This is a genomic window from Lachnospiraceae bacterium JLR.KK008 (assembly GCA_037015955.1).
GTDB lineage: Bacteria > Bacillota > Clostridia > Lachnospirales > Lachnospiraceae > VSOB01.
This window is the reverse complement of record CP143548.1, coordinates 1399372-1415000: the sequence shown is the minus strand read 5'-3', so window position 1 is coordinate 1415000 and position 15629 is coordinate 1399372. Positions and strand designations below refer to the sequence as shown.

At 49.8% G+C, this 15629-nt stretch carries 15 protein-coding genes and 1 other RNA gene (1 of these 16 running past the window's edge); all 16 read right to left on the bottom strand.

Features of this window, described 5'->3' with window-relative positions:
- Positions 1 to 756, bottom strand: partial view of a HAMP domain-containing sensor histidine kinase gene (locus V1224_07090; GenBank protein ID WWR17187.1) — the 5' portion only. Its footprint begins 717 nt before the window's first position; the window shows 756 of its 1473 coding nt (coding positions 1-756); the start codon lies at positions 754 to 756; its stop codon lies off the left edge, out of view.
- Between the two features lie 16 nt (positions 757 to 772).
- On the bottom strand, positions 773 to 1660 hold the full coding sequence (locus V1224_07085) for a leucine-rich repeat domain-containing protein (GenBank protein ID WWR17186.1): 888 nt from the start codon (positions 1658 to 1660) through the stop codon (positions 773 to 775).
- Positions 1661 to 1671: 11 nt separating this feature from the next.
- On the bottom strand, positions 1672 to 2349 hold the full coding sequence (locus V1224_07080) for a response regulator transcription factor (protein WWR17185.1): 678 nt from the start codon (positions 2347 to 2349) through the stop codon (positions 1672 to 1674).
- A gap of 40 nt (positions 2350 to 2389) precedes the next feature.
- Positions 2390 to 2962, bottom strand: a complete 573-nt coding sequence (locus V1224_07075) for a hypothetical protein (GenBank protein ID WWR17184.1) — start codon at positions 2960 to 2962, stop codon at positions 2390 to 2392.
- A gap of 15 nt (positions 2963 to 2977) precedes the next feature.
- On the bottom strand, positions 2978 to 4228 hold the full coding sequence (gene hydF, locus V1224_07070) for a [FeFe] hydrogenase H-cluster maturation GTPase HydF (protein WWR17183.1): 1251 nt from the start codon (positions 4226 to 4228) through the stop codon (positions 2978 to 2980).
- A 57-nt stretch (positions 4229 to 4285) separates the two neighbouring features.
- Entirely contained in the window at positions 4286 to 5722 is a 1437-nt protein-coding gene (gene hydG / locus V1224_07065; GenBank protein ID WWR17182.1) for a [FeFe] hydrogenase H-cluster radical SAM maturase HydG, read from the bottom strand.
- A gap of 4 nt (positions 5723 to 5726) precedes the next feature.
- A complete protein-coding gene (gene hydE, locus V1224_07060; GenBank protein WWR17181.1) occupies positions 5727 to 6776 on the bottom strand; it encodes a [FeFe] hydrogenase H-cluster radical SAM maturase HydE in 1050 nt (349 codons plus the stop codon).
- A 135-nt stretch (positions 6777 to 6911) separates the two neighbouring features.
- Complete coding sequence (locus V1224_07055) at positions 6912 to 7148, bottom strand: hypothetical protein (protein ID WWR17180.1); 237 nt, start codon at positions 7146 to 7148, stop codon at positions 6912 to 6914.
- Positions 7149 to 7261: 113 nt separating this feature from the next.
- Positions 7262 to 7600, bottom strand: a transfer-messenger RNA (tmRNA) gene (gene ssrA / locus V1224_07050).
- 72 nt (positions 7601 to 7672) lie between these two features.
- The gene (gene smpB, locus V1224_07045) at positions 7673 to 8137 is read right to left on the bottom strand and encodes an SsrA-binding protein SmpB (protein ID WWR17179.1); all 465 of its coding nucleotides are present in this window, start codon (positions 8135 to 8137) and stop codon (positions 7673 to 7675) included.
- Between the two features lie 3 nt (positions 8138 to 8140).
- Positions 8141 to 10270 carry a ribonuclease R gene (rnr, locus tag V1224_07040; protein ID WWR17178.1) on the bottom strand — a complete coding sequence of 710 codons (2130 nt, stop codon included), beginning with the start codon at positions 10268 to 10270 and terminating at the stop codon, positions 8141 to 8143.
- Positions 10271 to 10380: 110 nt separating this feature from the next.
- A complete protein-coding gene (gene secG / locus V1224_07035) occupies positions 10381 to 10620 on the bottom strand; it encodes a preprotein translocase subunit SecG (protein ID WWR17177.1) in 240 nt (79 codons plus the stop codon).
- 136 nt (positions 10621 to 10756) lie between these two features.
- Positions 10757 to 12082, bottom strand: coding sequence for a phosphopyruvate hydratase (eno, locus tag V1224_07030; protein ID WWR17176.1), 1326 nt, complete (start codon positions 12080 to 12082; stop codon positions 10757 to 10759).
- A gap of 92 nt (positions 12083 to 12174) precedes the next feature.
- Positions 12175 to 14361: a DUF6449 domain-containing protein gene (locus V1224_07025; GenBank protein ID WWR17175.1), complete on the bottom strand. Its 2187-nt coding sequence runs from the start codon at positions 14359 to 14361 to the stop codon at positions 12175 to 12177.
- Entirely contained in the window at positions 14333 to 15238 is a 906-nt protein-coding gene (locus tag V1224_07020; protein ID WWR17174.1) for an ABC transporter ATP-binding protein, read from the bottom strand. The genes V1224_07025 and V1224_07020 overlap by 29 nt, the downstream gene beginning before the upstream one ends.
- Positions 15222 to 15599 carry a GntR family transcriptional regulator gene (locus V1224_07015; protein WWR17173.1) on the bottom strand — a complete coding sequence of 126 codons (378 nt, stop codon included), beginning with the start codon at positions 15597 to 15599 and terminating at the stop codon, positions 15222 to 15224. The genes V1224_07020 and V1224_07015 overlap by 17 nt, the downstream gene beginning before the upstream one ends.
- Positions 15600 to 15629 lie beyond the last annotated feature (30 nt).

The following is a 15629-nucleotide window of genomic DNA, read 5'->3' as shown; positions in this document are numbered from 1 at the left end:
ATTGACAGTTTTCAGCTCAGAAATTGTCCCTTCCAGCGTTCTGGAGAGCAGATTCATATTGTCTCCGAGCACTCCCACTTCATTTTTCATATTACCTTCGTATTTTGTCTCAAAGTCAAGACAAGCCATCTTTTCCGAAATACGGGCAAGCTCCAGGATCGGTTCGGTAATTTTTCTGGATACGATCCAGATGATGCCACTGCCGATCAGCAGGGAAGCCAGTCCCGTATAGACGAGAAAACGATTGGCGATCTGCGCGCTTTCTGCAATCCCCTCCTTGGGTGTTCGCAGTAAAAATAACGCCCCTGATTCCAGAAATCCCCACATTTCGATGTATTCTTCATGGTTTTTCGTATCTATGATACTGTGAAGTACATAGTCTTGCGTCTGGTCCAGAATCTTTTCATATTGTGAATGGGAACCCGCAAAAAAGATATTGTCCAGAAGCTGTCTGACCAGAATATCCGGATCATGCATCGTCGCTTTTAACAGCTGAAAATTTTCATCCAAAACAAGCAGGTGCACGTTATACTTTCCGCAGATCTTCAGCAATTCCATGTCAAACGTTTCCGCTTCCATTCCTCCATCCACAGATGCCTCGTTTATTTTATGATAAACATTCATCAGCGCATTCTCTTTTTTATTCATATAATACGATTCCAAAAATGTGACATTAAAAAACCAGGAACAGAAGATCGTCCCTGTAATCAGGATGATAAAAACAAGCGCCAACTGCCTTTTGATCGAATGCCTCATCGTCTCTCCTTTTGCCTTATAATTTCAATGTTTCCCACATTTCTGACGATTCTGTCATTTTAGAACGCCGTCTCAATAAATATGCCTTTAATTCCACCTCTCTGCCATCCAGATCTTCCAGACTGGCATCGATATTGTGACTGCCGATCGCCCCGATCTCCATCAGTGTGTCACAAAACGGCAGCTGTTCTTCCCGGTTGCTTCGTATCATCTCCCATGTTGTTTCCGAGAGGCCGCCCTTTGTCGTACGGCGTAAATATTCGCACAGCTGCGAGCGCACAGCCTGCGTAAGACTCCGGGGATCGCGCAGCCGAAGCAAAGCGGCTTCCGCTTTCTGATATTCCCGTTCCCGCAGACACCGCTCCTGTTTTTCCATCATATCTTCTTCCGCACAATATACGAGATGTTTGCATATCTCTTCCTCGGTCTCATATAACAGTTCCGTGATCTTAATATCCAGACTCTGAAACCAGCTCTCACTGCCAATCTGTCCCTGTATCAGGAGGTAATCGGCCCCCAGTACAGTCAGCGCCATAGCCGTCAGCCTGGCAAGAGAAAGATCGCCCTGACAGGAAACGATATATTTTAACCGGCCGCATCCCTGAAAGACTTTATTGCCGATCCGCGGCGCGCCGCCCGGCAGCCTCACTTCCTCCAGGGCGGGGCAGGAAGCAAATGCCCAGTCCCCGATCTCTTTGATCGTTTCTGGCAAATTGACGGAGACAAGCCCTCTGCTGCCCCAGAAAGCCTTTTTCCCAATGTGCTCCACAGGGCGGCCTTCGATCCGCTCCGGGATCTGCAGCAGCTTATCTGTCCCTTCATAGCCTGTAATCTGAACGGCGGACGGTCCTGATTGATATTGCAAGACTCCCGCCGGAAACCGATATTGATTTTCGTGTAACATTGACTGCCTTTCTACGTTTCCTCAAACTTATACCCATGACCCCAGATTGTCTTGATCAGACTGCCTTTTTCTCCTATCTTACTGCGGAGTTTTTTGACATGCGTATCAATCGTGCGGGCATCACCAAAATAATCATAATTCCACACATGATTCAATATTTTCTCCCGGGAGAGCGCCACGCCCCTGTTCTCAAGGAAATAGGCGAGCAGTTCAAACTCCTTATAACTCAACTCGACCACGGTTCCATCCACCGTTACCTGATGCGCGTCTCTGTCCAGAACGATACCGCCTGCCTGCACGATACTGCCGCTGCCTGTCTGACCCACCCGGCGCAGGATCGCTTCCACACGGGCCACCAGTATTTTCGGGCTGAATGGCTTTGTGATGTACTCATCCACGCCAAGTTCAAACCCCTGCAGTTCATCCCGTTCATCGGCTTTGGCCGTGAGCATAATGATCGGCACCTGGGAATGTTCTCTGATCTCTCTGCATACCTGCCATCCGTCCAGCTGCGGCATCATCACATCCAGAATCACCAGCGCGATGTCCTTTTGAGAAAAAAACAGCTCCAGGGCCTCATTTCCGTCTCCCGCTTCCAACACTCCATACCCACTTTTAGTCAGAAAATCTCTGACCAGTTTCCGCATCCTGCTCTCATCGTCCGCCACCAGAACGTTCCGCTGTCCCATCCTTACCGCTCCTTTGCCCTTTCTTTGCCTGCTCCCGGCGTTATGGAGTGTCATCAGTCCCGATCCGCAGTTCCCGTTCCTTCTCCCGGATCACCGATTCTCTCTCTGTCAGCTCCTGCTCCCAGCTCGCATATTTATCAGTCAGAACTTTCTCATAATTTAAGATCGTCGGGTTTTTCCCTGTCAGTGTGATCACAAACATGGCGATGACCACAATCACAAGCAGAATATTTAAGAGTACCGATCTTCTGAGCTGAGAGCGCAGTGTTTTATACTGACTCGGCTGTACGCGCTTTTTCGCTGTGTGCTGCTTCATCTCCCCCATAGGTTGATAGCTGTATGTCTGATATAAGGGGATACTTCTGGCGCGGTCTTCCAGACCATTTTCCGTCAGAAAGTCATGCAGCTTCTGTAAATACTGAAACCCGACCGGTGTATGAAACACCCTGTTTTCGATCGCTTTGTTATAGATATTGAGTACTCCCTCGGGCTGGTCATAACGCATCCTCTTCTCGAGATAGGCTATTTTGTCCTGCTCTTCTTTGGCAAGCCCCGCATCCTTCTCTGAATTAAACTGGAAGCCCCCTACTTCCCATTCCTTTTTCCTCTCCATATGATCCCCCTCAAATCACTTTCCCATGTCTTGCGCATAACACTGCGCCGCAGCCCCTGTTTCACACCGCAGAATGGAAACATGGTCCAGAATGCCGGTAAGCCATGCGATCGCCACCCCGTAATTGGTCATCGGCACCCCCTGCCGTCTGGCCTGCCCGATCCGCGACATCACATATTTGCGGTGAAACATACAGCCGCCGCACTGAATAATCAGATCATAGGCAGTCAGATCTTCCGGAAAATCCATACCGCTGACAACAGTTACTTTCAATGTCTCTCCGCAGCGGCGACGCAGCATACGCGGCAACTTCACTCTGCCAATATCCTCTGACAGCGGCGCATGGGTGCAGCATTCGGCGATGAGTACGCTCGATGTCCCCGTCAGTCTGCCGATCTGCGCTGCGCTCTCCACATAATAGTCAATATCACCTTTATAAGCCGCAAACAGTATGGAAAAAGAAGTCAGCAGACTCTCCTGTGGCTTTTTCCTGTATACCGTCTCGAACACCTGCGAATCGGTTATAATCAGCTTCGGCGGTCTTTTCATGATCGCCAGCGCATCTTCCAGCTGATCGGAACCTACACTGATGACAATCCCCTTCTTATCCAGCAGTTCCCGAATCATCTGAACCTGCGGCAGGATAAGTCTGCCTTTGGGCGCCTGCTCATCTTGGGGCATAACGAGCAAAACGACATCGCCCGCCTGCACGAAGTCACCGGTGATGCTCTCTTTTCCGTCATCCCCAGGCAGCGCACGGAGAATACGCGCTCTCAGCTCTTCCAGACCGGTATGCGCTTTCGCGCTGACAGTCACCGGAGCGACGCCAAGACGACGCTCTACGGCATCTGCCAGAGCATCGGCATCCTCCGCAATATCCGCCTTGTTCACGACGGGAATAACCGGCGTCCGCCTCTGTGTAAACAGCCGATACCAGCTTTCCTCCGGTTCCAGCTCGGCGCCACTGCACAGCAGCACGGCAATATCCACCCGCTCAGCGGCTTTTTGGGTTCTCTCCACTCTCTGCAAACCGAGCGAACCTATATCGTCAAATCCCGCCGTATCGATCAGCACACAGGCGCCCAGTCCGGGTATCTCCATCGGCTTATTGACCGGATCAGTCGTTGTCCCTGCCTGCGCCGATACGATCGACACTTCCTGACCTGCAAACGCATTGATCAGGGAAGACTTCCCGCTGTTTCTTTTGCCGAAAAATCCGATATGAATCCGGCCTGCGGATGGCGTGTCCTGCAAAGTCGCTGTCATAACTCTTCTCCTTATATCTTTGGCATCCATCAGTTTTCGTTGCAGATCTCTCCGCCTCTAAAACCGGAAATCCCGTTTGCCTTCTTCGATTTCTTTCATATATTTTTCCGTCTTTTCCCGGACAAGCGGATTGGGAATCCGTTCCAGTTCTCTTTGAATGAGCGTTTCCCCTTGCCGCCTTGTCTCAGGGGAAGCATAATCCGTCAGATATTCCTTCAGGGTCATCAGGGCGTTTGGATGACAACAGTTGGCAATCTGCCCCGACTTGATTAACGTCATAAAGCGGTCTCCTGTGCGTCCTTCCCGGTAGCAGGCTGTGCAAAAGCTGGGTACATAGCCAAGCCGTATGAGCCAGTCAACGACCTGGTCGAGTGTCCGTCTGTCACTCACATCGAACTGCGCCGAATTTTCATCGCTCGTCTCTTCCTGCACATAGCCGCCCACGCTCGTTCTGGAACCGCCGCTGATCTGTGAAACGCCAAGCCGAAGCACACGCTCTCTGGAGGCGCGGGATTCTCTGGTGGAGATGATCATCCCGGTGTAAGGGACGGCAATGCGGATGACAGCCACAATCTTCTCAAAAATATCATCCGAGATGGCATTGGTAAAATCTTCTCTGTCAATATCGTCGGCCGCACATACACGGGGAACGCTGATCGTATGAGGCCCCACTCCGCAGTATGCCTCCAAATGCTCTGCGTGCATCAAGAGCCCCACAAAATCATAGCGGTACATTTCCAGCCCGAACAGCACCCCGATCCCGACATCATCAATGCCGGCCGCCATCGCCCTGTCCATCGCTTCCGTATGCCAGGCATAATCGTGTTTGGGTCCTGTCGGATGCAGAAGCTCATAGTTTTCTTTGTGATAGGTCTCCTGAAACAAAATATAAGTACCGATCCCGGCATCTCTCAGCTTCCGGTAATTTTCCACTGTGGTAGCCGCAATGTTTACGTTTACCCGTCTGATTGAACCGTTTTTATGTCTGATGCCATAGATCGTCCGAATGCTGTCCAAAATATATTCGATCGGATTGTTGACCGGATCTTCTCCTGATTCAATGGCCAGTCTCTTATGTCCCATATCCTGTAAGGCGGTCACTTCCTGCCGGATCTCCTCCTGTGTCAGTTTCTTCCTGCGGATATGTTTATTGTGATGGTGATACGGACAATACGTGCAGCCATTCACACAATAGTTCGACAGATAGAGCGGTGCAAACATGACGATCCGGTTGCCGTACAGCTTTTGTTTGATCTCCATGGCCAGTTCCCGCATCGCCTGAACGGCTTCCGGAATCTCGCATTCCAGCAGGACGGCCGCTTCTCTGTGTGTCAGCCCTTTACAGTCTCTGGCACGCTCCAGCAGTGAAAATACCAGTTCCCGATTCTCTTTCTGCTCCCGGGCATACGCGATCGTCTCCCGGATTTCCCTGTCATTGATAAATTCTTCCGCCCTGGCGGACATCACGTTATATTTGTATTCCACAGCTTCCATCCTGCTAAGCTCTCCTCTCCCAGTCTCCCCTTGCCGTGACAACCTCGTATCCGATCTCTCTCATCCTCATGATAATCTCTTCCATACACTCTGCCGCTTCCCCGCCCGTGCACTTTTTGTTATCATAGAGCGCATATTTTTCTCTCACCGAAACCGGAGATAAATTCGGCATCAATACATTGGCGCCCGCCAGAATGCCCGCCTCTCTGCCCTGCGGATGGATTGTGCCAAGCGCCGTCGTCGCCGGCAAAAGCACATTCTTCTCCATAATGCGCAGCAGACTGATCAGAAACAGTGTCAGCGCATAACTGCCCTGTCTCTTTTTAGCAAACGGGGTATCTGAATGTGGCAGAAACGGTCCGATCCCAATCATATGTGGATGCAGCTCTCCGATCCACGCCATATCTTCCGCCAGCGCTGCCGGCGTCTGCCCCGGAGACCCGACCATAAACCCACAGCCTGTCTGATAACCGGTCTCTTTCAGCCACCGCAGGCAGTCCTTCCTGTGGGCCAGTGACAGTTCCGGCGGATGAAGCGTACGATAATGTGACTCGTCCGCTGTCTCATGCCGGAGCAGATACCGGTCGGCCCCGGCCTCATACAACCTGCGGTAGGACTCCCGCCCCCGCTCACCGATCGACAGTGTCATCGCGCAATCCGGATGCCTTTTTTTGATCTGACGTATGATATGCTCCATCCGTTCGTCCGTATACCAGCCATCCTCTCCCCCTTGCAGTACAAACGTACGCAGCCCGAGACGGTAGCCCTGATCGCAGCAGTTGAATATTTCCTCCTCTGTCAGACGATAGCGCTCCACCTTTCCATTGCCCCGGCGGATTCCGCAATAATAACAGTTATTCCGGCAGTAGTTCGTGAATTCTATCAGCCCTCTCACATAAATGTGCCTGCCAAAATAAGCATGTGCGACGTCTCTTGCCTTCTCCGCCGCATATGCCACGTCTTCCCGGTCATGGTCGGCAATTACCGCCTGCCACTGCTCTTTCTCTAAATATTCTTCCTCTTCCAGCCTGTCAATATAGTCTTTTACCCGCATCGCAACCTCTGTTATCCGGATACATTATATCCGATTTTCCATAAAATGAAAAGGATTCCCATTTTATTCAATGAGAATCCCGTTTTTAATCCGGCCAGATGAAATAGCGGAGATTGATTATGAAGCTGCGCGGCATCATGCGGGGTCTGCTTTCTCCTGCACATATTCCCGGATCACATTGACCGCATCAAGCGCCGACATTTTTGCTTCCTGCAATACTTCGTTCAACGTTTTCAGATCAACCTCCCGCTTTTCCTGTTTCAACTCTTCCAGTTCTCTCTGTTCGGATTTCAACCGGACCTTCAGAGCATCGATCATGCTTTCTTTTTCTGCGATCTTTTCTTCTATTGATTTTCGTTGTCCTCTTGCCATAGCGATACCCTCCTGCATTTCTCTATCAGTATTAGTATATGGACAACTTTTCCAATATATTCCTGCCTCTTGTAATTTTTCCAATCAGAATGTCAGGTCTTCGACATTTTGTATAATGGAGTAGATGGGAGTCGAACCCATGTCCGAAAGCCTATTCCCTGTCCTTCTACTATCATAGTCAGTTATTTGCCTTCCCTTCGACATACGAAAGCTGACATCCTTATGCCGTCGGTAGCTTCATTATACGCCCGCATACGCAAAGCTTAATATGCGTCGTTTCCTACATCGTCGATGCCTGGATCTTAAAGTGTAGGTGCCTTAAGTCAGACAGCTGCCATTAGGCAGCGTAAGCTAAATTATCGTTAGCGTTTATATTTAGATTCGTGATTTAACGCATCACCTGCGGATAGCTTCTCCAGCTGCAAAACCCCCGTCGAAACCTTTACTACCCCTTATCAATGTGCCATTATGATATTATTATAACGGATTTTTCGAAAAGTGTAAAGACCGGCTCTTCGCAACACTTATAAATTGCGTACACGGAACTCTCGTTCCGCCTCCCGGCGCTGATCCTTTTTGGCAATATCCTGACGTTTGTCATACAGTTTCTTCCCTTTGGCCAGACCGATCTCTACCTTTGCCAGTCCATCCTTAAAATATACCTGTAACGGGACGAGCGTATAGCCTTTCTCTGCGATCCGTCCCGCCATGCGGTTGATCTCCTGACGGTGGAGGAGCAGTTTTTTTGTCCGCAGCGGATCTTTATTAAAGATATTGCCTTTTTCGTACGGACTGACGTGCATTCCATAGACAAAAACTTCCCCCTGCTCGATGCGCACGAAAGCCTCCTTGATCGAACACTTTCCGAGACGCAGAGATTTCACTTCCGTACCATGCAGCGCTACGCCCGCCTCATATTTTTCTTCTATAAAATAATCATGGTATGCCTTTTTGTTATTGGCAACCAGTTGAAAACCGTCCTTTGCCATCGCTTACCCCTCTTCCTGCGGAATACAGAAATCGATCGTGCGGCTTAACCTGTCCGTATCCTTTACCTGCACGGTCAGCCTCTGCCCCAGTTTATACCGCCTGCCGGTCGCTTCCCCCACCATCTCATAACTCTGTTCTTCATAATAGAAAAAATCACCCGGCAGATCGCTGGCCCTCACCAGACCCTCGATCGTATTATCAAGCTCCACATATACGCCCCAGCCCGTAACGCCGGAGATCACACCTTCATAAATCTCTCCAATGTGAGACTCCATAAACTGTACTTTCTTTAACTTTTCAGTCTCCCGCTCTGCCTCATCTGCCCGCCGCTCTGTCTGCGAACAGTGCTTTGCCACTTCCGGCAGGATCGCCGTATAGTGGGCTGTTCTCTCGCCGTTTAGCCTGCCCCGGATCTGCTCTTTGAGAATCCGGTGGATCTGCAAGTCCGGATACCTTCTGATTGGCGACGTGAAATGACAGTAACAGGAACAGGCAAGACCAAAATGTCCCGTGTTTTCCGTCGTATAACGGGCCTGTTTCATGCTGCGCAGCGTCATTCTGCTGATCAGCGCCTCCTCCGGTGTCCCACTGATCTTCCCTAACAGCTTTTGCAGCTCCTTCGGATGGATTTCACCCTGTGTCATCTTCAGTGAATATCCGAAATTTCGAATAAAGGCCGCCAGTTTTTCAGCCTTTTCCAGATCCGGATTTTCATGCGTCCGATACAGGAACGGCTGCTCCATCCAGTAAACATGCTGCGCTACAGTCTCATTCGCCGCGAGCATGAAATCCTCGATGAGCTTTGTTGCCATATTTCTCTCACAGGGTCTGATCTCCAACGGTACCCCTGCCTCATCCAATATGATTTTCGTCTCCGGAAAATCAAACTCGACAGACCCTCTCTTTCTTCTCTTCCTGCGGAGAATCGCAGCCAGTACCGCCATCTGTTCAAACATCGGTACCAGCTCTCTGTACTGCTCAATCACTGTCTCGTCCTTATCTTCCAGTATCTTCTTTACATTTGTGTAGGACATGCGCCGGTTCACATGGATCACAGACTCTGCGATCTGATAATCTACAACCTGTCCCCGGTCGTCAATTTTCATCAGACAACTCAGCGCCAGTCTGTCCTCCCCCGCGTTCAGCGAACAGATGCCGTTTGAGAGCGCATGCGGCAGCATCGGAATCACCCTGTCCACCAGGTATACACTTGTGCCACGCGTGCGTGCCTCCCGATCAAGCGCAGAATTTTCCTGTACATAGTTCGTCACATCCGCGATGTGAACGCCAAGGCAGTACAAACCGTCTTCCACGGTAAGACTGACCGCATCGTCGAGGTCTTTCGCATCCTCCCCGTCGATCGTCACCATATCCACACCGCGCAGATCAAGCCTGCCCTGTCTGTCAGCCTCCGATACCGGACTGCTCACACGCTGCGCCTGATTTAACACCCGTTCCGGAAAATCCGTCGGCAACTCATACCCTTTTATGATACACATAATATCGACACCGGGATCATTGCTGTGACCGAGTATCTCCATGACGACGCCCTCGGGACTTCTGCTTTTAGAACCATAGTCTGTGATCTCTGCCACTACTTTATGTCCGTCCACCGCCCCTTTAGAACGTTCCGCCGGTATAAAAATATCTCTGCACAGCTTCGTATCGTCCGGGACGACAAAGCCAAAATTCCTGTTTTTCTGAAAAGTACCTACGACCTGACGGACACTGCGGCTGACAATGTTCGTCACTTCCGCCTCCTGACGTTTTCCCCTGCTGGCCGGCAGCAGTACTGCCTGCACGATGTCACCCGGAAAAGCGCCGTTTACCATCGTCTCCGGTATAAACAGGTCTTCCGAAGTGCCCTCAACCTCCAGAAAGCCAAATCCTTTCTGATTGCCAACAAACGTGCCTGTGACGATTCTTGCTTCCGGCTTTTGGTATCTGCCCCGTTTCGTCACCTCCAGCCTGCCTTCCGCAAGCAGCTCCTCCAGTATCTGCTTCAGCTCATCCCGATCCTCTTTCTCCACCTGAAGAAAGATTGCCAGCTCTTTTTCCTTCATCGGAACATACAGCGGATCTTCCATCAACTCACTGATTATTTTTTTTCTTTCCTCTTTCCTGTTTCCCATCTTCTCTCTTTCCTGTAATATTTCTGCGGATTTGGATGTCAAAAAGCATGACAACACCCAAATCTTATCGAACAAAAAACACTCTTTTGCAAGAGTGTTTTTATCTGAGTCTAAAAGAAACGTGTATTCAAAACCGCCGCCAGCACAAAGAACAAAATTGCCAGAACTTTTGTCAGCTTGACGAGCGTCCCTTCCATAGAACGTCCTTTATTTTTCCCCCAGTAGGTCTCGGCAGCCCCACTGATGGCTCCCAGACCAGCGGATTTTCCTTCCTGCATCAATACGATCGTCGCCAGAATAAGAGAGACGACAATAAATACGATTAAAAGAATGGTTCTCAATGCGCTCATTCTTACACCTCCTAATGCTAAACAAGCACTATTCTACCACAGGTGCACAAGAATTACAAGCCCTTTTCCAATAATATCCACAACCGACGCCGGAAGAGAACAGCCCGTCCCTTCCGGCAGTTTTATGCTCCTGATGTTACTCCTGTGTTTTCTGGAAAGGTCCGGTATAACGCGCATCCACACCGATTTCTTCCTCAATGCGCAGCAGTTGATTATATTTTGCCACCCGGTCGCTTCGGCACGGCGCGCCTGTCTTGATCTGTCCCGCATTCACCGCCACTGCCAGATCCGCGATAAAGGTGTCCTCGGTTTCTCCGGAACGGTGGGATATGACCGAACGGTATGCGTTTTTGTGCGCCATCTCGATCGCTTCCATCGCCTCCGACACGCTGCCGATCTGATTTACTTTCACAAGGATCGCATTGGCCACGCCCAGCTTAATACCCGCCTCCAGACGCTTGGTATTCGTGACAAACAGGTCGTCACCGACAAGCTGGACTTTCTTTCCGATGCGCTTTGTCATCTCCTGCCATCCGTCCCAATCATCCTCCGCAAGTCCGTCCTCTATGGAGGCAATCGGGAATTGCTCGATCAGTTCCTCATAATAAGAAATCATCTCCTGGGTGTCTCTGACGACTTCACTGCCGGTCAGCCTGCTCTCCCCGGGAAAATGATACATGCCGGTCTTCTCATTGTAGAGCTCGCTGCTGGCCACATCAAGCGCAATCTTTATATCATCGCCCGGCCGGTATCCCGCCGCTTCGATAGCCTCCATGATCAGCGACAATACTGCTTTCGCGTCGGGAAGATCAGGGGCAAAGCCGCCTTCATCACCCACTCCGGTCGACAGTCCCTTATGATTGAGTATCTTTTTCAGATTGTGATAGATTTCCGCACAGACACGAAGCGCTTCGCGAAAGCTCCCCGCATTTAACGGCATGATCATAAACTCCTGAAAATCCACGGTGTTGGCCGCATGTTTGCCCCCGTTCAGAATGTTCATCATCGGCACCGGCATCAGTTTCGTATGTGTACCCCCAAGATACTGGTAGAGGGGAATGCGCAGGGAAGCCGCCGCCGCCCTGGCAACCGCCATCGACACTGCCAGGATGGCATTGGCTCCCAGATGCCCTTTGTTTTCCGTACCGTCCGCCTCCAGCATCAGATGATCAATCTCCAGCTGATTGAGACCGTTGCGGCCCATAATCTTCTCTTTGATCTCCGTGTTGATGTGGTTGACTGCCTTCATCGTTCCAAGCCCAAAATAGCGCGGCTCTCCGTCACGCAGCTCCACGGCTTCAAATCTGCCTGTGCTTGCGCCGGAGGGCACTGCCGCGCTTCCGCCGAAACGTTCCTTTGTAATTGTATCGGTCAGTGTCACTTCCGCTTCCACTGTCGGATTCCCCCGGGAATCCAGAATCTCACGCCCATGTACATCTGTGATCTCCATATATCGTTTCATTCCATACCTCCAAATAAACCCGTTTTATGGAAAGTATGTCCTCTTCCGGAAGATCCTATCCTCACAAATCTCACAAACGCGAGAAAGTATCTTTAATAATCAATGGATATGTATACCTCCGGCTGCACCGTCTCGCCGGAAACCGCTCCTGTCTCACTGCCCTCTCTGTAAAGAGTTGCCTCTTTGACAAACTCCGGAATCTGATCTGTCAGCATATAATAGTTGCCATAGCTGCCGCGGTCACTGTCCGTCATATCCGGCTCTTGTTTGAAGACGACGGTCACATCATAGTCTCTGTCAAGCGTATCGCCTGGCATCCAGAAATCGTCAAAGTTCTGCGGATAGATGGCATCCGCAATCTGCTGCATCTCCTGCGCATCTTCAAACGTCGCTTCCACTGAGAAATCAATATAATGGTAAGTACCATACTCATTTTCATGACCGAATTTGTCATATGCCTCACTGTTGTTGTTGCGGACGATAATCTGCTCCACATTGCTCATATCCAGATAGTCTTCTCTGTACAGCCCTGTCTTTTGAATGAGAGCGATCGTATTGGTAAAGGACGGATAAACCGGCAACTGTGCAGATACATACATGCCGTTCTCCACGCACTCCATCTCAAATTTTCCTGTTACAAGCTCTTCCAGCATTTCCGTATACGTAAAATCCTCCATGTCTTTTCTGTAGGCCGTCCAAAGCTCCTCCAGAGAAAATTCTGAGGTGATGACATTCCTGCCGCGACCATCGTCATAATAGATACGCAGACGTTTTCCCAGCGTCAGCAGCGGCTCGTTATATACGAGCGAACTCCCCTGCTGATAAGCCGGATCTGTCACGATCTGATCAAGCAGCGCCGTATCCTCTCTGTACATGATCGGAAACGAGCGATAGACATTTTTACCATTTTTCAGTGTATACTGTATGCTGCAGTAACGAACCTGCGATCCTACTTCCGCTATCTGCCCCATCCGCTTTGTCGCCAGCTCCAGAATCGGCTGCATATCTGTGATCTGCATATTGTCAAAAATATATTGCTCCGCCCCGATTGACTCAAATTCCTCATTATAAAAGGTACCGTAACTGTCCGTGAACCGCATGGCAATGTGGTCTACCTGCTCCTGCCTGGGCACATAACTGTCATAACCGAGCAGATCACAGACAAACACTAAGAAGATTACTGCCACTCCAACGGCGGAAATGAGCAGAGACTTCCAGCCGTTTCTGACACTGCGAATGTCAAAATCATAGATCACTTCCACAATACTGTGGCAAAGAAGCGTGCCCGCCAGCATCCCGAACAGAAAGAACAGCATACTCTGACCGGACAGATAATAGAATGAAACGCCGCCTGTCAAACCTGCCGGAATGGTAATGCACACTTTGATAACAGGTTTTGTCACCGGAAACGCCATCGACTTCCCACATACTTCCGCCGGTTTTTTCGTATAGCAGTAATATGCCAGTCCGAGAGCCAAAACGGCCACGAACCCAATCGGCACAAGCCCCCGGAAAAATTCTCCCCATTGCAGCACTCTTCGGTAATAATTATAACTCGCGCCAAAATCAAAAGCCTGACTGGTCAACATAAAGAAACGGATCACCGGAGAGATGAGAAAGTCCGCCATTCTTTCCGTTGACCGGTAATGAAAACTGCTGAAAAAAGTTTCCATATATCCGCCGGTCAACAGATAGATGACACCGTCATAAAACAACAATACAAAAGTCCCCATCAATGTCACGATCAGATTGCCTGTCAGCATAACCGCCAGAATCGTGATATGATAGACTGCTAAAAAGAGCATCGTATTACCGATCAATGCGGCTGCTGCTTCTCCCAGTCCCCGCCAGATCTGCGCGCCCATCGCCTGCGCCACAAGAAAGCTGAGCATCATACTGATCAGATAGGAAGCAAGATAAGCGAGTACGCCATTGATATAGATCGCCGCAAACCGCCGTTCCTTTGACACCGGTACGCTCATATACAGATCCAGTTTCTTTCTCTGATACATATAAGAAAATCCCTGGACTGCCGAGATCACAGCCAGTATGGCCACAAGAAACGCCATGCCGCCGTTCAGTCCCACACAAAGCGCAAACACATTGCCCAAATGCGCGCCCAGATCGTCAAACGTGTAATACATTGTTTCCGTACTCAGACTCATCGCCAGAAATACCGGCTGTGAGAAAAAGAACGCAAGAAACATAATGACATACAGCCAGATGCGTCTTCTGGCATTTGTTTTTATATTAACCAAAAATGATTTTTTTGATGTCATAGCCCACTACCTCCGTTTCACTGATAAAGATTTCCTCAAGAGAAAGAGGAAGCGCCTCAAAGAATATCGTCCTGACGGTGCTGAAATAATTGATGATCTCCTCCCGGCTGCCTCGGATCGTCAACGTATATAAAGATCCCCTCTGTTCCGATTTCACAATGTTCAGCCTGCCAAACACTTCTGCCGCATCAACCCCTTCGTCAAGCACACACTGTACTTTCTGAATGTTGAGCTTCATCTCCTCCAGATCTCTTGACAGAAGCACGCCGCCCCGATGTAAAAGTCCTACATGATCGCAGATGTCTTCCAGCTCCCGCAGATTATGGGATGCGATAATCGGCGTCATTCCTCGCTCATCCATCTCTTTGGCCATCAGACTTTTGATTCCCTGACGCATGACCGGGTCCAGACCATCAAAAGTCTCATCACAGAACAGATATTTTGTCCTCGCACAAATGCCAAGCAATATGGCGAGCTGCTTTTTCATCCCCTTGGAAAAAGTTGCCACTTTCCGTCTGCGCCCCAGACCGAAACTGTCCAGATAGCGGTGATAATTCTCCAGATCAAACTTCGGAAACACGCTGATGTAATATTTTCCCATATCCTCCGGTGTGGCATTGGCAAAAAAATACGGCTCATCAGCGATAAAAAACAGCTTCTCTTTGGCGTCCACATGATCAAATACCGGTATCCCGTCTATGAGCACCTGTCCTTCATCAGGCCTGAGCACCCCACAGATCATTCGCAGCACAGTACTTTTTCCCGCTCCGTTCGTGCCGATCAGACCAAAGACACTGCCTTCTTTGATCATAATGTTCACATGATCAACAGCCTGTATCTCTTCAAATCGTTTGCTGATGTCAAGAATTTCTATCATTTTCTCCCTCTCCTTCCGTCAGACTCTGCAGCATCTCCTGTCTGGAAATGCCGATCTCCTCCGCCTCTTTTAAGAGCTTCCCGATCTTTTCCAGGTACTCTTTCTTTTTCAGCAGATATAGCCCTTCGTGATACATTACAAAATTTCCCCTGCCCTTGATCGTATACAAAAACCCCAGCCGCTCCAATTCGGCATATGCTTTTTGTATCGTATTGGGATTGATGGACAACTCCACCGCGAGATTCCTGACCGACGGCATCTTACTGTCCGGCTCCAACACTCCATTGATGATCAGCTTCTGCAGTTTGTCCACTACCTGTTCATAAATCGGTCTGGTATCTTTATAATCCAGAATAATCATCCCTGACTCCTTTCTCAATATTTCATACGG